Origin of the sequence: Mesorhizobium sp. B263B2A (genome assembly GCF_020165775.1) — a bacterium.
GTDB classification, from domain to species: domain Bacteria; phylum Pseudomonadota; class Alphaproteobacteria; order Rhizobiales; family Rhizobiaceae; genus Mesorhizobium; species Mesorhizobium opportunistum.
Genome location: NZ_JAIUIU010000017.1, coordinates 1 through 18,327 on the forward strand (window position 1 = coordinate 1; position 18,327 = coordinate 18,327).

19 protein-coding genes are annotated in these 18,327 nt (G+C 64.2%); 11 read left to right on the forward strand and 8 right to left on the reverse strand.

Going from position 1 to position 18,327, the window contains the following annotated elements:
* Nucleotides 1–386 precede the first annotated feature (386 nt).
* From LB568_RS23440 to LB568_RS23450, 3 genes are all read left to right on the forward strand, one after another.
* A complete protein-coding gene (locus tag LB568_RS23440; RefSeq protein ID WP_224731347.1) occupies nucleotides 387–1,256 on the forward strand; it encodes a carbohydrate ABC transporter permease in 870 nt (289 codons plus the stop codon).
* Nucleotides 1,253–2,077 carry a carbohydrate ABC transporter permease gene (locus LB568_RS23445; protein WP_224731348.1) on the forward strand — a complete coding sequence of 275 codons (825 nt, stop codon included), beginning with the start codon at nucleotides 1,253–1,255 and terminating at the stop codon, nucleotides 2,075–2,077. The genes LB568_RS23440 and LB568_RS23445 overlap by 4 nt, the downstream gene beginning before the upstream one ends.
* A gap of 83 nt (nucleotides 2,078–2,160) precedes the next feature.
* Nucleotides 2,161–3,636: a M81 family metallopeptidase gene (locus LB568_RS23450; RefSeq protein ID WP_224731349.1), complete on the forward strand. Its 1,476-nt coding sequence runs from the start codon at nucleotides 2,161–2,163 to the stop codon at nucleotides 3,634–3,636.
* A gap of 198 nt (nucleotides 3,637–3,834) precedes the next feature.
* Here LB568_RS23450 and LB568_RS23455 read toward each other — a convergent pair whose 3' ends face one another.
* From LB568_RS23455 to LB568_RS23480, 6 genes are all read right to left on the reverse strand, one after another.
* On the reverse strand, nucleotides 3,835–5,889 hold the full coding sequence (locus LB568_RS23455; protein ID WP_013892376.1) for a M3 family metallopeptidase: 2,055 nt from the start codon (nucleotides 5,887–5,889) through the stop codon (nucleotides 3,835–3,837).
* 104 nt (nucleotides 5,890–5,993) lie between these two features.
* A complete protein-coding gene (locus tag LB568_RS23460; protein WP_013892377.1) occupies nucleotides 5,994–6,428 on the reverse strand; it encodes a hypothetical protein in 435 nt (144 codons plus the stop codon).
* On the reverse strand, nucleotides 6,425–7,069 hold the full coding sequence (locus tag LB568_RS23465) for a carbonic anhydrase (RefSeq protein WP_013892378.1): 645 nt from the start codon (nucleotides 7,067–7,069) through the stop codon (nucleotides 6,425–6,427). Before LB568_RS23465 ends, LB568_RS23460 begins: the two co-directional genes overlap by 4 nt.
* A gap of 146 nt (nucleotides 7,070–7,215) precedes the next feature.
* Nucleotides 7,216–7,986 (reverse strand): DUF429 domain-containing protein, encoded by a 771-nt coding sequence (locus LB568_RS23470; RefSeq protein ID WP_224731350.1) that lies wholly within the window; start codon nucleotides 7,984–7,986, stop codon nucleotides 7,216–7,218.
* On the reverse strand, nucleotides 7,983–8,867 hold the full coding sequence (pdxY, locus tag LB568_RS23475) for a pyridoxal kinase PdxY (RefSeq protein ID WP_224731351.1): 885 nt from the start codon (nucleotides 8,865–8,867) through the stop codon (nucleotides 7,983–7,985). Before pdxY ends, LB568_RS23470 begins: the two co-directional genes overlap by 4 nt.
* 14 nt (nucleotides 8,868–8,881) lie before the next feature.
* Nucleotides 8,882–9,133, reverse strand: coding sequence for a hypothetical protein (locus LB568_RS23480; RefSeq protein WP_013892381.1), 252 nt, complete (start codon nucleotides 9,131–9,133; stop codon nucleotides 8,882–8,884).
* A 198-nt stretch (nucleotides 9,134–9,331) separates the two neighbouring features.
* Here LB568_RS23480 and LB568_RS23485 point away from each other — a divergent pair, with 198 nt between their 5' ends.
* From LB568_RS23485 to ppa, 6 genes are all read left to right on the forward strand, one after another.
* Nucleotides 9,332–9,970: a LemA family protein gene (locus LB568_RS23485; protein ID WP_013892382.1), complete on the forward strand. Its 639-nt coding sequence runs from the start codon at nucleotides 9,332–9,334 to the stop codon at nucleotides 9,968–9,970.
* Nucleotides 9,971–10,139: 169 nt separating this feature from the next.
* On the forward strand, nucleotides 10,140–10,991 hold the full coding sequence (locus LB568_RS23490; RefSeq protein WP_263497179.1) for a TPM domain-containing protein: 852 nt from the start codon (nucleotides 10,140–10,142) through the stop codon (nucleotides 10,989–10,991).
* Between the two features lie 4 nt (nucleotides 10,992–10,995).
* Complete coding sequence (locus LB568_RS23495; RefSeq protein WP_224731353.1) at nucleotides 10,996–11,892, forward strand: TPM domain-containing protein; 897 nt, start codon at nucleotides 10,996–10,998, stop codon at nucleotides 11,890–11,892.
* Between the two features lie 4 nt (nucleotides 11,893–11,896).
* The gene (locus tag LB568_RS23500; RefSeq protein ID WP_224731354.1) at nucleotides 11,897–12,535 is read left to right on the forward strand and encodes a TPM domain-containing protein; all 639 of its coding nucleotides are present in this window, start codon (nucleotides 11,897–11,899) and stop codon (nucleotides 12,533–12,535) included.
* A gap of 166 nt (nucleotides 12,536–12,701) precedes the next feature.
* The gene (locus tag LB568_RS23505; RefSeq protein WP_013892386.1) at nucleotides 12,702–13,208 is read left to right on the forward strand and encodes a GNAT family N-acetyltransferase; all 507 of its coding nucleotides are present in this window, start codon (nucleotides 12,702–12,704) and stop codon (nucleotides 13,206–13,208) included.
* A 202-nt stretch (nucleotides 13,209–13,410) separates the two neighbouring features.
* Nucleotides 13,411–13,944, forward strand: a complete 534-nt coding sequence (gene ppa / locus LB568_RS23510) for an inorganic diphosphatase (RefSeq protein WP_013892387.1) — start codon at nucleotides 13,411–13,413, stop codon at nucleotides 13,942–13,944.
* 9 nt (nucleotides 13,945–13,953) lie between these two features.
* Here ppa and LB568_RS23515 read toward each other — a convergent pair whose 3' ends face one another.
* Together LB568_RS23515 and LB568_RS23520 are read right to left on the reverse strand one after the other, a co-directional pair.
* Nucleotides 13,954–14,547 (reverse strand): hypothetical protein, encoded by a 594-nt coding sequence (locus tag LB568_RS23515; RefSeq protein WP_224731355.1) that lies wholly within the window; start codon nucleotides 14,545–14,547, stop codon nucleotides 13,954–13,956.
* 44 nt (nucleotides 14,548–14,591) lie between these two features.
* Complete coding sequence (locus tag LB568_RS23520) at nucleotides 14,592–15,209, reverse strand: TetR/AcrR family transcriptional regulator (RefSeq protein WP_224731356.1); 618 nt, start codon at nucleotides 15,207–15,209, stop codon at nucleotides 14,592–14,594.
* Nucleotides 15,210–15,283: 74 nt separating this feature from the next.
* On the opposite strand from LB568_RS23520, the gene LB568_RS23525 reads away from it, so the two are divergent.
* Both LB568_RS23525 and LB568_RS23530 read left to right on the forward strand, forming a co-directional pair.
* Nucleotides 15,284–16,567 (forward strand): MFS transporter, encoded by a 1,284-nt coding sequence (locus LB568_RS23525; RefSeq protein ID WP_224731357.1) that lies wholly within the window; start codon nucleotides 15,284–15,286, stop codon nucleotides 16,565–16,567.
* A gap of 175 nt (nucleotides 16,568–16,742) precedes the next feature.
* Nucleotides 16,743–18,317 (forward strand): alkaline phosphatase D family protein, encoded by a 1,575-nt coding sequence (locus LB568_RS23530; RefSeq protein ID WP_041164538.1) that lies wholly within the window; start codon nucleotides 16,743–16,745, stop codon nucleotides 18,315–18,317.
* Nucleotides 18,318–18,327: the final 10 nt, after the last annotated feature.

Here is an 18,327-nt window from a genome sequence, read left to right on the forward strand (position 1 = left end):
TCCTTTCCTCTCCCTCCGGAGGGGGGAGAGGTGGCTCGGCGAAGCCGAGACGGAGTGGGGGAACCACCTGGCAACCGCCGCGAACGGATATAGGAAGAGCACCAGGCGCAAGCCTCGCATCGTCTTGCGCCCAAGGGTCGCCCCCCCCCCCCCGCCCCCCCCCCCCCCCCCCCCCGCCCGCCCCCCCCCACCTCTCCCCCGGTCGACGGGGGAGAGGAAGAGCCCTTCCGCAACTGCCGCGGGGGACGGGCAGGCAGATGAGGGCGACGCTTACGGTTGTAAGCAATCCTGAAGCGGTGCCCTGAGAAGAACGAGGCGGGATTAAGTCAATCTGTTAAGCCAGCGCAATTCCAATCTCCACCCGCAACGCGGTACAAAGCCAGCCGATGCAAAATCGCTTCCTGCCCTATCTCCTGACCTTGCCCAGCCTGTTCCTGGCGGCGGTCGTCATCTTCTGGCCGGTCTGGGATTTGATCCAGATCTCGACGCATGACGTCAGCCGCTTTGGCCAGTTGCGCGATTTCTCGGGCCTGACCAATTTTGCCGCGCTCACGGCCGATCCCGATTTCATCGCCGCGCTCTGGCGCACGGGGCTGTGGACCGTGCTGGTGGTTGGCGGGGCGCTGTTGCTGTCGGTTCCGGTGGCGATGATCCTCAATACCGATTTCTATGGCCGCGGCATCGCCCGCGTCATCATCATGCTGCCTTGGGCGGTATCGCTGACCATGACGGCGGTCGTCTGGCGCTGGGCGCTGAGCGGTGAAAGCGGCATGCTGAATTCGGCGCTGATCGGGCTGGGCCTGATCGACCACAACATCCAGTGGCTGGCGCAGGCCGAGACCGCCTTTCCGATGCAGGTGCTGATCGGCATACTGGTGACGGTGCCGTTCACCACGACGATCTTCCTCGGCGGCCTGTCGTCGATCCCCGACGATCTCTACGAGGCGGCGGCGCTGGAAGGGGCGACACCGCTGCAGCAGTTCCGCGAGATCACCTTTCCGCTGTTGAAGCCGTTCATCAACATCGCCATCGTGCTCAACACCATCTATGTCTTCAACTCGTTCCCGATCATCTGGGTGATGACGCAGGGCGGGCCGGCCAATTCGACCGATATCCTGGTCACCCACCTCTACAAGCTCGCCTTCCGCATCGGCAAGCTGGGCGAGGCCTCCGCCGTGTCGCTGGTGATGTTCGCAATATTGCTCATCTTCACCTTGATCTATGTGCGGCTGGCGATGCGGGAGCAGCGCACATGACGAGTAAACTCAAACGCACCGTCATCGCATGGCTGCTGCTGGCGCCCTTGATCGTGGTGACGATCTTTCCCTTCGCGGTGATGTTCCTGACCGCAGTCAAGCCGCGGCAGGAGGTGCTGTCGCCGACATGGTGGCCGAGCGAGTTCCGCTGGTCGAATTTCTCCGACATGTGGGTAGCCACCGGCTTCGGCCAGGCGCTGGCCAATTCGCTCTACGTCTCGGTGATCGCCACGGTCGGCGCCATCCTGATCTCGGTGCCTGCGGCCTATGCCATGTCGCGCTTCCGCTTTGCCGGTTACGGCGCCTTCCGCCAGTTCCTGCTGATCTCGCAGATGATCTCGCCGATCGTACTGGTGCTCGGCCTGTTCCGGCTGATGGCCGCCTGGGGGCTGGTCGAATCGACGACGGCGCTGGGCTTCATCTACATGGCCTTCAACGTCGCCTTCACGGTGTGGATGCTGCAGAGCTATTTCGACACGATCCCGCGCGATCTCGAGGAGGCGGCCTGGATGGAGGGTGCCGGCCGCTGGCTGACGCTGCGCAAAGTGTTCCTGCCGCTCTGCCTGCCGGCAATCGCGGTGACCGCCATCTTCACCTTCATCAACGCCTGGAACGAGTTCGTCGTCGCGCTCACCATGCTGCGCAGCCAGGAAAGCTACACGCTGCCGATCCAGGTGTTCTCGCTGGTCGCAGGCCGCTACACGATCGAGTGGCATCACGTCATGGCCGCCACGCTGCTGGCGACGCTGCCGGTGGCGATCCTGTTCGTCTGGCTGCAGCGCTACCTCGTCCGGGGACTGGCGCTTGGAGCCGTCAAATAGCAATCCCAGCAATTCCAGGAAAAGTGTGCAGCGGTTTTCCGTCCGGAATTGCGAAAAGCAAAAAAGTCTACCCTGGAGCTTTCATGCGCATCTTCACCGCGTCGCTGGCGACGGAAACCAACACCTTTTCGCCGGTGCCGACGGACCGGGCCTCGTTCGAGATGGCCTTCTATGCCGGACCGGGCAAGCATCCGGAGACGCCGACGCTGTGCTCCTCGCCGATCGTCGCCTTGCGCCGGCGCGCGGCCGCCGAGGGACTGACCGTGATCGAAGGCACCGCCACCTGGGCCGAGCCCGGCGGCCTGGTGCAGCGGCAGACCTATGAGGCGCTGCGCGACGAGATTCTGGACCAGTTAAAGGCAGCACTGCCGGTCGATGCGGTCATCCTCGGCCTGCACGGCGCCATGGTGGCGCAAGGCTACGACGATTGTGAAGGCGATCTGCTCGAGCGCGTCCGCGCAATGGTCGGGCCGGATGTGGTGATCGCCTGCGAGTTCGATCCGCACAGCCATCTGACGCCCAAGCGCGTGGCGGCCTCCAGCATCATGGCCTATTTCCTGGAGTTCCCGCACACCGATTTCTACGAACGCGGCGAGCATGTCGTCGAGCTTGGGCTGGCCGCGGCGCGCGGCGAAATCAAGCCGGTCATCTCGACCTTCGACTGCCGCATGATCCAGGTTTTGCCGACCAGCCGCGAGCCGATGCGCTCCTTCGTCGACCGCATCAAGGCGCTGCAGGGCAAGGATGGCGTGCTGTCGGTCTCGGTCATCCACGGCTTCATGGCGGCGGATGTTCCCGAGATGGGCACGCGCATCCTGGTCGTCACCGACAATGACAAGGAAAAGGGCGATGCGCTGGCGGAACGGCTGGGGCGGGAACTCTATGCCATGCGCGAGAAGACGGCGATGACGATGCTTGATACCGCCGACGGCATCGATCGCGCCTTGGCCGTGCGGGCCGAAAGACAGGACAGGCCGGTGGTCATCGCCGATATCTGGGACAATCCCGGTGGCGGCGTTGCCGGCGATGGTACCGTCGTGCTGCGCACCATGCTGGAACGCGGCTTGAAGAACGTTGGCGTGGCGACGATCTGGGACCCGATCGCGGTGACCTTCTGCCAGGCTGCCGGCGAGGGTGCCGTCATCGACCTGCGCTTCGGCGGCAAGGCCGGGCCCTTGGCGGGCGAGCCGATCGACGCGCGCGTCAAGGTGCTGAAGGCGGTTCCGGAGGGATGGCAGAGTTTCGGCCCAAGCCGGGTGACGCTCGGACCGGCCGCACTGGTCCGCATCGAAGGCACCGAGGTCGACATCATCCTCAATACCAACCGCACGCAGACCTTCGAGCCGGACATTTTTTCCAACATCGGTGTCGATCCGATGAGCAAGGACGTGCTGTTGATCAAGTCGACCAACCATTTCTACGCCGGCTTCGAGCCGATCGCCGCCGAGATCATCTATGTCTCGGCGCCGAGTTCGTATCCCAGCAATCCGGCGGTGACCGATTACAGGAAGCTGACGCGGCCGGTGTGGCCAAGGGTGGCGGATCCTTGGAAGGCATAGGGTTCTTCCTTCTCCCCTTGAGGGAGAAGGTGGCCTCGCGAAGCGAGGTCGGATGAGGGGTGTTCCAGCTTGGCGTCATCGCTTGTCCGGCCATGAGGGTGGACCGATCATCGACGCCTCACTCCGCTGGAACACCCCTCATCCGTCTCGGCGCTGCGCGCCGATCCACCTTCTCCCGCAGGGGGAGAAGGGAAGACGCTACACCAGCCCGCGCTTCACCATCATCGCTTCGGGCGACGGCATCTTGCCGCGGAACGCGGTGTAAAGCTCTTCCGGGTCCTTCGAGCCGCCGGCGGCGTAGATGTTCTTCCGCAGCCGCTCGGCGAGCGCCGGGTTGAAGGGATCGCCGGTCTCCTCGAAGGCGGCAAATGCATCGGCGTCGAGCACCTCGGACCACATGTAGGAATAGTAGCCAGCCGAATAGCCGTCGCCCGAAAAGACGTGGCCGAAATGCGGGGTGCGGTGGCGCATCGCTATGGTGTCCGGCATGTCGAGCTTCTCCAACGTTTCGGCTTCGAAACGAAGCGGCTCCGCCGGGGCATCGGGCCGGGCGTGGTAGGCCATGTCCATCAAGGCCGAGGCGGTGAATTCGACGGTGGCGAAGCCGGCGCCGAAGGTGCGCGCGGCCAGCATCTTGTCGAGCAGCGCCTTCGGCATCGGCTTGCCGGTCTTGACATGCAGCGCGTGCTTTTCCAGCACCGCCGGCACCGTCAGCCAATGCTCGTAAAGCTGCGAGGGCAGTTCGACGAAATCGCGGCTGACCGAGGTACCGGCGACCGAAGGCCACGTGACGTCAGTCAGCATGCCGTGCAGCGCATGGCCGAATTCATGGAACAGCGTCTTCGCCTCGTCGACCGACAGCAATGCCGCCTCGCCCGCCGGCGGCTTGGCGAAGTTCATGATGTTGTAGATCACCGGCTTCGAGCCGTGGCCGAGCCGGTAGCCGGACTTCAGCGCGCTCATCCAGGCGCCGGAACGCTTCGAAGGCCGCGCGAAATAGTCGGCAAGGAACAGGCCGCGCTCGCTGCCGTCGGCATTCTTCACCACGAAGATACGCGCGTCGGGATGCCAGGCGGCAATGCCCTTCTTCTCCTCGAAAGTGATGCCGAACAGTCTTGTCGCCACGTCGAAGCAGGCGTCGATGATGCGGTCAAGCTGCAGATAAGGCTTCAGTTCCGCCTCGTCGAAAGCGAACTTTTCGGCGCGCAGCTTCTCTTGGTAGAAGCGCCAGTCCCAGGCGGCGAATTTCTCGTTGCTGCCGGCCTCCGCCGCCAGCCGCTGCAATTCGGTCTGGTCGGCGGCGGCCTTTTCCAGCGCCTTCTTCCAGACAGGGTCGAGCAGCGCGTGCACCGCCTTCGGCGTCTTGGCCATGGTGTCGTCGAGCTTCAGCGCGGCGAAGGAGGCGTAGCCGAGCAGCCCGGCCTTTTCGGAACGCAGCTTCAGCATGTCGCGCACCACGGATGTGTTGTCGGTGGCGCCGCCATTCTGACCACGCATGGTGAAGGCGCGGAAGGCGATCTCACGCAGGTCGCGGCGTTCCGAGAAGGTCGTGAACGGCTCATAGATCGAGCGCGACAGGGTGACGGCGTAGCGGCCCTTCTGGCCGCGCATCTCGGCGGCTTCCGCCATGGCGCTCTTCAGGAAATCCGGCAGGCCGGCAAGGTCGGCCTCGTCGAGGAACAGCGCCCAGTCACGCTCGTCGGCCAGCACGTTCTGGCCGAAAGTCGTGCCGAGCGAGGACAGTTCCTCGCTGATCGCCGCCAGCCGCTTCTTACCCTCGGCGTCGAGCTTGGCGCCGGAGCGGACGAAGCCTTTCCAGGTCTTTTCCAGGACCCGCAGGGTTTCGGCGTCGAGCTTGAGGCTCTCGCGGCGCTGGTAGAGGTCGTCGATGCGGGCAAACAGCCTCTCGTTCATCGAGATCGCCGAGAAGTGCCTGGACATCTTCGGCGAGATGTCGCGCTCCAGTGCCTGGATCGCCTCGTTGGTGTGAGCGCCGGCCCGGCACCAGAAGATCGACGAGACGTGATCGAGCGCCTCGCCGCCGAGTTCCAGCGCGGCAAGCGTGTTCTCGATGGTCGGCGCCTCCTTATTGCCGGCGATCGCTTCGATCTCCGCCTCATGCGCCTTCAGCGCGGCGTCGAAGACCGGGGAAAAATCGCCGTCGCCGATATGGGCAAAATCGGGCAGGCCGAGCGGCCCTTGCCACGCGGTCAGCGGATGGGCGGCGAGATCGACGGTTTTCGTGGAGGGCATGAATGGTCTTTCGCTGGTGGTGGCAAGTGGGGGGTGGCAAGGACGGCTCGGTGTCACCGATGTAGGGCGTGGCGTTCGGGCCCGCAATATGGCAGTCGGCCGCCTCAGAACCCGTCGCAGTTTTCGGCGATCGCCGCTTGTGAGCTGGCGGTGATGCGGTTGTCGGTGACCGCGAAAGTCTCATGCATCAGCATGTCGTTGCCGGGGAAGTCGTAGCAGGCGATGACCGTGGTGACGCCGGCCTCGCTCTTCTCTATCCGGTGGCGGATCGCAGCACCCGCGACCGCGCCCCTCCATTCGTCGATCGAGGCGATGAATTCCTGCTTGTTCTGGACGATGCCGAGGTCGTCGAGCTTGATGCGGACGTCATCGGCCAGCAGGTCGGAGAGTTCGGTGCGGTCGGCGACCAGCAGCGCCGAATACCAGCGGCTGATGATGGCGCGGTCATCGGCGCGGGCGGCCACGATGGCGACCAGCAGCGCGGCGGTAGTGAAAACGACCGACCGGACGTTCACCACTTGCCGCGCCTTGCCGTTCATTCCAGCACCGGCCGCTCGAAATCGCCGGTCTCCTTGTTCATCACCCAGAGTTCGCCGGTCGAAATGTCGAACCAGGCGCCATGCAGCGACAGCCGCCCCTTGCCCTCCAGGATCGACACGCAAGGAAAGGTCCTGAGATTGGCGATGGAATAGCGGACCGAGATGCGCTCGAGTGCCGTCTGACGCTCGGTCGCCGTCATGAAGGTGCTGGAGGAGACGGTCTCGGCGGCGGGCGCGATCAAGCTCATCCACTTGCCGATGAAGTCGCCGGGCGACAGCGGCGCCGAGTTGGGATCGAGCGCGGCGCGGATGCCGCCGCAGCGGCCATGGCCCATGACCACGATGTTTTTGACCTTGAGGCTCTGGACCGCGAATTCGAGCGCGGCCGAAGTCGAATGGAACTCGCCGTCCGGCTCGTAGGGCGGCACCAGATTGCCGACATTGCGCAGCACGAAGAGTTCACCCGGGCCGGCATCGAAGATCGCTTCGGGCGCAGCGCGCGAATCGCAGCAGGCAACGATCATGGTCTCCGGCGCCTGCCCCTCGCGGGCGAGTTCGCGATAGCGCCCGCTCTCGGTGAGGTAGCGGCCGTTCATGAAATTGCGATACCCGGCGAGGAGGTGGTCGGGAAGATGAGGCATGGGCGGCTAAGGCCTTTCCGGGTTGGAGGCGGCAGCTCGTTGCGGTCGAGAAAGGCTCTAACGGTAAAAGCCCGTCGCGAGCAATGCAGAATTATGGAGGCTGACCATAAATGCCATGCGTCAAAGCGGGGCGTCAGCCGATACTGTCACGCCCAGATGGCGACCGGTATGCCAAAACCGTCAACGAGCGGCGGACTGGGAAACGGCCTGGCCTTACCGTTGGCGATGCGGCCGGCGATCAGCATCATCGCGGCGGCATCGAGGAAATCGTCGGCGGCCGCGCCGCGCGGCGGCGCCTGGTCGAGAAAGGCCATGTCATAGCCGTGCCGGCACAGCAACGCCTTGCGTTCGGCCATGCCGGCGGGATTGATGCTACCCTTGATCTTCTTCGGCAGCCGCATCGCCTGGTCGTCGTTCAGGCGGCAGAAGGCGACTTCCGGATGCGATTCGAAGACGCGGCCGCGCAGATCGGGCCGCGCGATCAGCAAGGCGTCGATCTCGCGGATCTTGGAGAAGATGCCAAAGGCCTGAATCGAAACGCCGCGCGGCGGATCGGATGTGGTCCTGGCCACCTCGCTTGCCCTGATATGCGCGGCGTACCAGGCTTCGATCGTGGTGAATTCGCTGGTGTCCGCATAAAGCGCCGATCGGGACGGGATCGAAAAGACGCTGGACTGGCGTGGCCCGAGCAGCGGCCGCACCAGCGCCTCCGGTCCACGCCCGCTTTTGCTGGAAAATTCGGGCAGGCCGATCGGCATGTCGACGGCGACAACGGCGTTGTCGGGATTGGCCGCGAGCAGCGCCGCGAAGCTGGCGAAGACCTCGAGGGAAGGCACCGCGCCCGGCGCGCACCGCACGGCGATCCAGCCGGCCTTGCAGCCGTCTACGCCGACCAGAACGCCCTCGGTCGAGATCACGCCCGGCGGTCCCGCCCCGGATGCATGAGGTGGCGCAGCTGCACCATGGCCATCGGGTGGGACAGGCTCTGCGCGTCGGTTTCGAGCTGCAGCTCGTCGCCGCCGCGTTTTGCGGTGCGCGCGAGTATCTCGTAGACCGCCGCCGTGGTCGACTGCAGAGCCTTGATCGCCGGTTGGCCGGAGAGGATGCGGGCGAGGTAGACAGCCGCCGTCAGGTCGCCCAGCCCGTTCGGCGGCTTGTCGATCAGGCGGTGCTCGGCGAGCAGCGCCTGGCTGCCGTCGAGCAGAAGATTGCCGGTGCTACCGGTCATCATCGACGGCGCCGAGGTGACCAGCATGGTCGACGGCCCGGCATGGAGTGCGGCCGAGATCACCGATTTGAGGTCCGGAAGCGGCGCGCCGGCCATCCATTCCAGCTCGTAGCGGTTGGGGGTGGCGACGTCGGCGATCGGCATCAGCCGGTCGCGCATGGCGGCCGCGGTTGGTTCCGGCACATAGAGGCCGCCCGAATCGCCCATCACCGGATCGCAGATATAGACCGCGTCAGGCGTCCTGGCCTTGACGGCAGCGACCAACGAGGCGACGGCCTCGGCCTGGCCCGCCTCGCCGAGATAGCCCGACAGCACGGCGCCAACCTCGCCCAGCCATGGCGCGCGCTCGAGGTCGGCCATCAGCGCCTTGAACTGGTCGAGCGGCGGCACGATGCGTGTCGCCCGCCCGTGGCCGGGATGCCAGGGCAGGATGACAGTCGGCACCGCCCAGACCGGGAACCCCAGCGTCTCCAAGGCAAAGACGGCGGCGCGGTTGCCGACCGAACCACGGGCGACATGGCTCGAAATGACGATGACCGCGCGCGGCGCGTCGGGTTTTTCGGCGCTCATTGTTTTTTTGATTCCTAGCTGCCCCGGATGAGGAAAAGCACGAGCCAGACCATCAGGCCCAGCGCCAGAAGCAGGCCGAGTATCCTGCCAATGCGCGTACCCCAGACCTCGACCGGGTCCGCGCGGTCGGCGTCGGCGGCGGCGACGTGGTCGCGCACGCCTTTCGCGGTCCGCGCAACCAGCGAGGTGCCGGACGGATCGGTCTCCTGCGCGACGCGCTCGAGGATACGGCGCGATTCGTTGTCGCTGTCCTGTCGTCCGGCCATGATGGTGTCCTGCCTTCCGCCGACCTTATCGTGATCGCCTTGCCAATTACAGCGTCTTGTCAATTACAGGATATTGCCAGTTATTACAGGGTCTTGCGGCCGATGGTAACGTGCCGATAGCCCGTTCCCGCCGAGGCCGTTTTCTTGCGCGCCGATTGTGGTAATGCTTCGCATGCAACTTCTGTCGAGGGACCGATCATGCTTGCCCAGCGCCTTGCCTCACCATCCATGTTCCGCACGCTTCCCGCCTTCCTGATGATGGCTTTCGTGCTGCCGCTGCTTGCCGGCTGCGGTTACAACACCATCCCGACGGCCGAGGAAAACGCCAGGGCGGCTTGGAGCGAGGTGCTGAACCAGTACCAGCGCCGCGCCGACCTCATCCCCAACCTGGTCGAGACGGTCAAGGGCTACGCCTCGCATGAGAAGGACACGCTCGACGCAGTGGTCGAGGCGCGCGCCAAGGCGACGCAGATCACGGTGACGCCGGAAACGCTCAAGGATCCCGAAGCGCTCAAGAAGTTCCAGGATGCCCAGGCCGGGCTGACCAGCGCCCTGTCGCGGCTGATCGCGGTATCGGAAGCCTATCCGGACCTCAAGGCCAACCAGAACTTCCTGGCGCTGCAGGCGCAGCTCGAAGGCACCGAAAACCGCATCGCGGTGTCGCGGCGCGACTACATCCAGGCGGTCAGAGACTACAATCTGACGCTGAAGACCTTCCCGTCGGTGCTGTGGGCGACCTTCTGGTTCCGCGGCAACGAGCCGTTCGCCAATTTCACCGTCGATGAAGACAAGATGCAGGTGCCGAAGGTGGATTTCGGCACGAAGCAGGGTGGGTGAACGATCAATTAATCGGGTCTGGTCCTTGTTGACCTTGAGTTCCGTCACACCCCCCTCTGTCCTGCCGGACATCTCCCCCGCAAGGGGGGAGATCGGCTGGCACTTCGACTTTCGCCAATCTTCGGCGTTTGAAGGTTCGCGCCAACAGCGAAGCTGCCAATCTCCCCCCTTGCGGGGGAGATGGCCGGCAGGCCAGAGGGGGGTGCGAAGAAACGCCAACCTCAATTTTCTTGCCCTAGTTTTCTTCCTTCTCTTGGTCCTTCCGCTAACCGCCTTCGCCGCCGATCTCCCCGCTCTGACCGGCCGAGTGGTCGACAATGCCGGCATCATCGATGCCGCGACCAAGGCGGCGCTGACGCAGAAGCTCGCCGACTTCGAGACCAAGGGCTCCGACCAGATCGTCGTCGCCACGATCCCGAGCCTCGACGGCGAGGAGATCGAACCCTATGCCAACCGGCTGTTCCGTTTCTGGAAGCTCGGCCAGGCAAAGGAAAACAATGGCGTGCTTTTGCTGGTCGCGCCGAACGACCGCAAGATGCGCATCGAGGTCGGCTACGGGCTGGAAGGCACGCTGACCGACCTGCACACCAAGCTGATCATCGAAAACGACATGGTGCCGGCCTTCCGTGCCGGCGACTTCTCCGGCGGTATCAGCAAGGCCGTCGACGACATGGTCATGGTGCTGGAAGGCAATCCGGAGGAGCTGGAAGCGCGGGGAAAACGCAACCAGCAGGCGCCGTTCAATTCCGACGACCTGTTCTTCGCCATTTTCATCAGCATCTGGGCAATCATCTTCTTCGGCAGCATAGCGGCCTCGATCCTGCCGCCGATCTTCGGCCAGAAGCTCGGACCCGGACGCTATCGCTGGCTCGGCATGACCTTCGAGCCCGGCCGGCGATCCTCGAGCGGCGGCTGGTCCTCGGGTAGTTCCGGCGGTGGCTGGTCTTCGGGTGGCGGTGGCGGCGGCTTTTCCGGCGGCGGCGGTTCGTCCGGCGGCGGCGGCTCATCCGGCAGTTGGTGAGCCCATGCCAAGGCTCGCCCTCGCTCTTTCGATATCCGGTCATTTCGCCAAGGGGTTGCGCCTCGCCCTGATGTCCATGGTGGCGCTGCTGTTTGCCTTGGTCAGCGCCTTCGCCGCCGAATTGCCAGCCCTGACCGGGCGGGTGGTCGACAGTGCCGGCATCATCGATGCCGGCACAAAAGCGGCGCTGACCCAGAAGCTCGCCGACTTCGAGACCAAGGGCTCCGACCAGATCGTCGTCGCCACGATCCCCAGCCTCGGCGGCGAGGAGATCGAACCCTATGCCAACCGGCTGTTCCGCTTCTGGAAGCTCGGCCAGGCAAAGGAAAACAACGGCGTGCTTCTGCTGGTCGCGCCGAACGACCGCAAGATGCGCATCGAGGTCGGCTACGGGCTGGAAGGCACGCTAACCGACCTGCACACCAAGCTGATCATCGAAAACGACATGGTGCCGGCCTTCCGCGCCGGCGACTTCTCCGGCGGCATAGCCAAGGCCGTCGACGACATGGTCATGGTGCTCGAAGGCAATCCGGAGGAACTGGAAGCGCGGGGAAAACGCAATCCCGCCGACAGCGGCACATCCATCGACCCGATTGCCGCGGTGTTCCTGATCCTATGGGCGACGATGTTCTTCGGTGGCCTGGCGATGGCATTCCTGCCGCCGATGTTCGGCACAAAACTGTCGCCGGGCGTGTATAGATGGCTGGGCATGACGTTTCGTTATGGCCGGGGCCCGAGCGGATCCTCAGGCACCAGCGGCTGGACAACGGGCTCGTCGGGTGGCGGCTGGTCGTCGGGAAGCTCCGGCGGCGGCTGGTCCTCGGGATCGAGCAGCGGCGGCGGCGGATTTTCGGGCGGTGGTGGCTCGTCCGGTGGTGGCGGTTCTTCAGGAAGCTGGTGAGACAATGGCAGCACGACCGATCAGCCCGCAGGATCATGAGCGCATCGCCGATGCGATCCGCGCCGCGGAAACCAGGACCGACGGCGAGATCTACTGTGTCGTGGCGCATGCCAGCGACGGCTATTTCGCCCCCGCCGCCTTGATGGCGACGCTGTGCATGCTGGTCGTCAGCCTCGCCGTCGCCTATGGGCTGGAGGCCTGGTGGCTCACCATCCGCCTGCCGCATTTCGTCCTCGCCCAGCTTTTGGCGCTGGCCTGCGTGCTGGCCCTGTTGTGGGCGCTGCCCGGCTTGCGCATCCACATGGTGCCACGGCGGCTGCGCTATCAGGCGGCACACGCCAATGCGATCAAGCAGTTCCTCGCCCGCAACGTCCACCGCACCACGGCGCGCACCGGCGTGCTGGTCTTCGTGTCGATCGCCGAGCGCTATGCCGAGGTGGTCGCGGATTCGGGCATCGACGCCAAGGTCGGCCAGCATGTCTGGGACAGCGTCGTGCGCGACTTGACCGCGCATGCCGGCAACGACCGGCTTGCCGACGGTTTCGTCAAGGCGATCGAGCAGGTGGGCGCGGTGCTGGCCGAGCATTTCCCGGTCACGTCAGGCGACACCAACGAGCTTGACGACCATTTGGTCGAAATCTAAGCGTCTGCCGTCGAGATTGCTTTGCCGACCCGGGCCTTGCCGATCCGGCCTGTTTCCGGACGGGTTTTGCGCAACGTCACCTATGCCATGATCGTCTGTGAGAAAGCGGTTGGCGGGCTGCCCGGACTCTTGCAATCGGCCGGTGCGGGTTTATGGTTAACAAATCATGAATACGCTGACGATCGACATCCGGAAGGCAGAGCCGCGCGACGCCGGCGCTATCGCCGAAGTGCATCTGGAAGCCTGGCGCGGCGCCTATTCCGGCATCATTCCGCACCGCACGCTGACATCGATGATCAACCGCCGTGGCGCCGACTGGTGGGCGAATGCGATTCGCCGTGCCGCCACCGTCCTGGTGGTCGAGATCGGCGGCACGATCGCCGGCTACGCGACGATCGGCAAGAACCGGGCCCGGGAACTCAAGCAGCAAGGCGAGATCTACGAACTCTACCTGCGCCCGGAATATCAAGGCATCGGCCTCGGCAGGCGGCTGTTTTCGGCCGCCAAGGCGCGCCTTGCCGACCATGGCCTGAAAGGTATGGTGGTGTGGGCGCTGGAAGACAACCAGAGCGCGCTCGCCTTCTATGCCGGCGCCGGCGGCCGCGACATCGCCGAGGGCGTCGAGATCTTCGAGCAGAAAGCGCTGAAGAAGGTCGCTTTCGTCTGGGAATGACCGCCGAGGGCTGATCGCGGAGAGCGAAGCAGGCTCACGGGATGTATCCAACGCGAAATCACGACGCTGAAACATCTTGTTCCGATGATTGAACGTGTCGGGTGCCATCGCGTCTCGCCCGACGTCGGTCAGCACCATTCGCCGCATTGCGCCATTCTGCGCCGCCCGCTATCTCCTCCCCATCGAGAGAGGGACAAAAGCCATGCGCATCGAAGCCATAGCCAGCGGAAAGAACCCGCCTGAGGACGTCAACGTCATTATCGAGGTGCCGATCGGCGGCGAGCCGATCAAGTACGAGATGGACAAGGAGGCCGGCACCTTGTTCGTCGACCGCTTCCTGCACACCTCGATGCGCTATCCCGGCAATTACGGCTTCGTGCCGCACACGCTGTCGGGCGATGGCGATCCGATCGACGTGCTGGTCTGCAACACGCGCGCGCTGGTGCCGGGCTGCGTCATCAATGTCAGGCCGATCGGCGTGCTGATCATGGAAGACAATGCCGGTCAGGACGAAAAGATCATCGCCGTGCCGTCGCCCAAGCTGACGCTGCGCTACGAGAACGTCACCGAGTATACGCAGTTGCCCGACATCACCCGCCAGCAGGTGCAGCACTTCTTCGAGCACTATAAGGATCTCGAGCCCGGCAAATGGGTCAAGATCGAAGGCTGGCACGATTCCAAATACGCCAAGAAGATGATCATGGACGCGATCGAACGCGCCAAGGCGAGCAAGTAGCGCTTCGGATCAGTTGTCGACCCGGCCGAAGGCCGGCACGTTGCCGATGACGGTGTGCCGGTCCTTGCCGCAGGCGAAGGTTCGCGCCTTCTCGTCGGCGAGTTTACGCGCCTGGTCGTTGGCTTGCGAGTTGCCGGTGGCCAGTACGAGGCCGACGGTGCAGCCGACGCGGGCGTCCATCTGGCCGACCTTGGCGACGAGCAACACTTCGGTCGACTTGTTCTCATCCTCGCCATTGCTGATCGTGCGGCGGTGAATGACCGCGAAAGGTACGGCCTTGTCGCCATTGGTCTCGACGCGCCATTCGATCTTGGCCCCGGACGAATTGAAGGCGGAAAAACTCTCCCAGGCGGATGTCATGTCGCCGCTGGGCGGAAAACCATAAAACAGCGATTCGCGGGCATCGTCATAGGCGATCAGCACGGGGTAGCCGCGGTAGCCCGAACAGGCGAGGTCGGCCCAGTCGCCGTCGCCTTGTTCGGCCTGAGCGTAGGTCACGCAGTCCTTCTTCCAGTCGAGATCGGTATAGGCGCTCGATATGTCACCGGCATGGGCTGTCTGACAGAGGCCGGCGAGGGCAAGCGGGATCAGCAGGTTGCGCATGACGGATATCTCCGTTGGAGCTCGCCACAACGTATCGCCAATCGCTATTTCTTCAAGCTTGCCTCGATCAGCAGGTCGGCATTGCGGGCGACCGACTGCGCCGGTCCACCGAGCCCGAACAACTGGCCGCTGATATAGGCACCCTCGAGCAGCAGCAGCAGTCCGTCGCCCAGCGTGTCGGCATCGCCGGCGCCCATCGCGGCAGCCATGGCGCGCAACCGGCGGCGCAGTTCCTGCTTGTTGTCTTCGCTCACCATTCGCGCCGGATGGCCGTGCTCGGGGTATTCGACCGCTGCGTTGGTCATGCCGCAGCCGCGGTAATCGGGTCTTTGCGTGCGCTTTCCGACGCGGGTCAGGAAAGCCTTGATCTGCGCGCGCGGATCGCCGGGATGGGCGTCGACAGCCTCATCGAAGCGCTCCCAGAATTCGAGGTCGTATTGCCGCAGGTACGAGGCGGCCAACTCGTCCTTGGAGGGGAAGCTGCGATAGAGGCTGGGCTTGGTGACGCCGGCACGCTTGACGATCTCGTCGACGCCGATCGCCCTTATGCCGCGCCGGTAGAACAGGTCATAAGCGACGTCGAGGATCTTCTTGGCGGCCTTCGGCGGGGCCGATGCATGACCATCGCTGATGGTCAGTTCAATATTTTTGTCGGTTGGCATCATGGGACTCGATTGACAGTGTTACCGATCGGTACGTATACATGTTCCCACCCTGCAACGTACCGGTCAGTAACATGATAGCTCAATCCCGCCCATTTGGCCAGCACTACGCCTTCGTCGTGGTCGGCATCATCTTCCTCTGCCTGCTGATCGCCGCCGGCCTGCGTTCGGCTCCCGCCGTCATGATGCTGCCGCTCGAAAACAGCTTCGGCTGGCGGCGCGACGTCATCTCGCTGGCCGCCGGTGTCGGCATCCTGCTCTATGGCCTGACTGGTCCGTTCGCCGCCGCGCTGATGGAGCGGATCGGACTGCGCCGCACGCTGATCGCCTCGCTGGTGATCATGTCGGGGTCGACCGCGCTCAGCCTTTTGATGACCAAGCCCTGGCACCTCTTCATCACCTGGGGCGTGTTCTCCGGCATCGGCTCAGGCGCCGTAGCCAGCGTGCTCGGCGCCACCATCGTCAACCGCTGGTTCAAGACCAATCGCGGACTGGTCATGGGCTTGATGTCGGCCTCCAGCGCCACCGGCCTCCTGGTGTTCCTGCCGCTGCTTGCCTCGCTTGCGCAAACGGGCGGCTGGAAGCCGGTCGCCATCGCGGTCGCGGTCGCCACGGCCTGCCTGCTGCCGCTGGTCTGGTTGCTGGTGCCGGAGCGTCCGGCCTCGATCGGCATGGTGCGTTATGGCGCCGAGGCCGATGACGTGCCGCCGACATCGCCGGCATCGCAAGGCAATTTCCTGGCGCACACGCTCAACACGCTGCGCCGCGCCGCCGGCACGCGGGTGTTCTGGTATCTGTTCGCCACCTTCTTCGTCTGTGGCTTCACCACCAACGGGCTGGTCGGCACGCATTTGATCGCGTTCTGCGGCGACATGGGCATCGGTGAGGTGCAGGCGGCCGGCCTGCTGTCGATGATGGGCATTTTCGACCTGATCGGCACGACGCTGTCCGGCTGGCTTACCGACCGTTTCGACCCGCGCAAGCTGCTTGGCGTCTATTATGCCATCCGTGGCCTGTCGCTGATCTACCTGCCTTATTCCGGCTTCTCGGCGACCAGCCTGATCATCTTCGCGGTGCTCTATGGCCTCGACTGGATCGCCACCGTGCCACCGACGCTCAGGCTCGCCAACGAGGCGTTCGGCGACCGCAGCGGACCGATCGTGTTCGGCTGGATCGTCGCCGGCCACCAGGTGGGAGCTGCCACGGCGGCCGCCTTCGGCGGCACCATGCGCGAACTGCAGGGCAATTACGAACTGGCCTTCCTGATCGCCGGAATGACGGCCATCGCCGCCGCCTGCATCTCGCTGCTGATCAATACCAGCCGGCCGGCCTTCGATCCCGAACCGCAAGCGGCATAGGCGCGGCCCTCCCTTCTCCCCTTTTGGGCCCGTTGCCTTATTGATCTCTGGGCGTGAGAGGAGACGGAAAGGGCAGCCCTGTTCATTGTTATCAAACGTTCATGATTTCGAGATGCGCCTGAAACATTGAGGCTGGAGCTTGGTGGCAACGTTCAACGCCATCCAGGAGACAGCCATGAACAAGCTCTCGATGACTCGCCGCGCTTTTGTCACCTCCGCCAGCGCCGCTGGTCTGGTCGGCGTTTCCAGCCTGGCGCTGCCCTATTATTCTCGCGCCAACCAGCGCCCGGCCTTCACCCATGGCGTCCAGTCGGGGGATGTCGACGCCACCAGCGGCATGGTGTGGACGCGCACGGATCGCCCGTCGCGTGTCATGTTCGAAGTGTCGTCGACCGAGAATTTCGCCAACGCGATCCGGCTGGCGCCGCTCGATACGTCGCCGGCCAGCGATTATACGGTCAGACGCCTGCTCACCGATCTCGCTTCCGATCAGGACATCTTCTACCGCATGACGGCAGCCGACCTCGCTGACATCAACGCCGTCTCCGAGCCGATCGTCGGCCGCTTCCGCACCGCGCCGGCCTCGAAGCGCGACATCAAGTTCGCTTGGTCGGGCGACACCGCCGGCCAGGGCTGGGGCATCGACGAGACCGGCATGAAGACCTACGCCACGATCGGCAAGCATACGCCCGATTTCTTCCTGCATTCGGGCGACACCATCTATGCCGACGGCGCGATGAAGGACGAGGTCGACCTGCCCGGCGGCGGCAAGTGGAAGAACGTCGTGCTAGTCGATGGCAAGCGCAAGGTCGCCGAGACGCTGGACGAATACCGCGACCAGTGGAAATACAACATGATGGACAGACACGTCCTGGGTCTCAGCGCCATCTGCCCGACCTTTTATCAGTGGGACGACCACGAGGTGCTGAACAACTGGTCGGATTCGAAAAATCTGAGCGCCGACGATCGCTACACGGAAAAATCCATCCATGTGCTGGCGGCCCGCGCGGCCCGAGCCTTCCATGAGATGACGACGATCCGTTACGAGCCGTCGGAGCCCGGCCGCGTCTACCGCAAGATAGCCTACGGGCCGCTGCTCGACGTGTTCTTCCTCGACATGCGCTCCTATCGCGGCCCCAACGGTCCGGACATGCAGGATGAGATGACACCGCAATCGCGCATGCTGGGCGAACAGCAGACGAAATGGCTGAAGCGGGAGCTAGCCAACTCCAAGGCGACATGGAAGATCATCGCCGCAGACATGCCGCTCGGCCTCGTCGTCTGGGACGATGGCGTCAAAAAGGCAGGCGCGGAGGCTGTCAGCAATGGTGACAACGGTCTGCCAAAGGGACGCGAGCTGGAGATCGCCGACCTGCTGCGCTACATCAAGAATGCCGGCATCAGCAACACCGTCTGGCTCACCGCCGACGTGCACTACACAGCCGCGCATTACTACAATCCCGAGAAGGCGCAGTTCCAGGACTTCAGTCCATTCTGGGAATTCGTCTCCGGCCCCATCCATGCCGGAACCTTCGGCCCGAACGATTTCGACATGACCTTCGGTCCGGAGCTGAAGTTCATCAAGGCGCCGACAGCCGAGCAGGGGCAGAACCTGCCGCCGTCAGCCGGCCTGCAATTCTTTGGCCTTGTCGACATTTCCGGTGCCACCGAGCAGATGACCGTGCGGCTGATGGATCGCGACGACAACGAACTCTACAAGATCACGCTCGACCCGGTACGGTCGGCGTAAAGACCTGACG

Excerpts from the sequence above, each read along its gene's own strand:
- LB568_RS23520 (WP_224731356.1), bottom strand. The coding sequence starts at position 15,209 with ATGCCAACCGACAAAAATATTGAACTGACCATCAGCGATGGTCATGCA.
- LB568_RS23465 (WP_013892378.1), bottom strand. The coding sequence starts at position 7,069 with ATGCCTCATCTTCCCGACCACCTCCTCGCCGGGTATCGCAATTTCATG.
- LB568_RS23525 (WP_224731357.1), top strand. The coding sequence starts at position 15,284 with ATGATAGCTCAATCCCGCCCATTTGGCCAGCACTACGCCTTCGTCGTG.
- LB568_RS23530 (WP_041164538.1), top strand. The coding sequence starts at position 16,743 with ATGAACAAGCTCTCGATGACTCGCCGCGCTTTTGTCACCTCCGCCAGC.
- LB568_RS23445 (WP_224731348.1), top strand. The coding sequence starts at position 1,253 with ATGACGAGTAAACTCAAACGCACCGTCATCGCATGGCTGCTGCTGGCG.
- LB568_RS23515 (WP_224731355.1), bottom strand. The coding sequence starts at position 14,547 with ATGCGCAACCTGCTGATCCCGCTTGCCCTCGCCGGCCTCTGTCAGACA.
- LB568_RS23440 (WP_224731347.1), top strand. The coding sequence starts at position 387 with ATGCAAAATCGCTTCCTGCCCTATCTCCTGACCTTGCCCAGCCTGTTC.
- LB568_RS23450 (WP_224731349.1), top strand. The coding sequence starts at position 2,161 with ATGCGCATCTTCACCGCGTCGCTGGCGACGGAAACCAACACCTTTTCG.
- LB568_RS23460 (WP_013892377.1), bottom strand. The coding sequence starts at position 6,428 with ATGAACGGCAAGGCGCGGCAAGTGGTGAACGTCCGGTCGGTCGTTTTC.
- LB568_RS23480 (WP_013892381.1), bottom strand. The coding sequence starts at position 9,133 with ATGGCCGGACGACAGGACAGCGACAACGAATCGCGCCGTATCCTCGAG.
- LB568_RS23505 (WP_013892386.1), top strand. The coding sequence starts at position 12,702 with ATGAATACGCTGACGATCGACATCCGGAAGGCAGAGCCGCGCGACGCC.
- ppa (WP_013892387.1), top strand. The coding sequence starts at position 13,411 with ATGCGCATCGAAGCCATAGCCAGCGGAAAGAACCCGCCTGAGGACGTC.
- LB568_RS23485 (WP_013892382.1), top strand. The coding sequence starts at position 9,332 with ATGCTTGCCCAGCGCCTTGCCTCACCATCCATGTTCCGCACGCTTCCC.
- pdxY (WP_224731351.1), bottom strand. The coding sequence starts at position 8,867 with ATGAGCGCCGAAAAACCCGACGCGCCGCGCGCGGTCATCGTCATTTCG.
- LB568_RS23500 (WP_224731354.1), top strand. The coding sequence starts at position 11,897 with ATGGCAGCACGACCGATCAGCCCGCAGGATCATGAGCGCATCGCCGAT.
- LB568_RS23495 (WP_224731353.1), top strand. The coding sequence starts at position 10,996 with ATGCCAAGGCTCGCCCTCGCTCTTTCGATATCCGGTCATTTCGCCAAG.
- LB568_RS23455 (WP_013892376.1), bottom strand. The coding sequence starts at position 5,889 with ATGCCCTCCACGAAAACCGTCGATCTCGCCGCCCATCCGCTGACCGCG.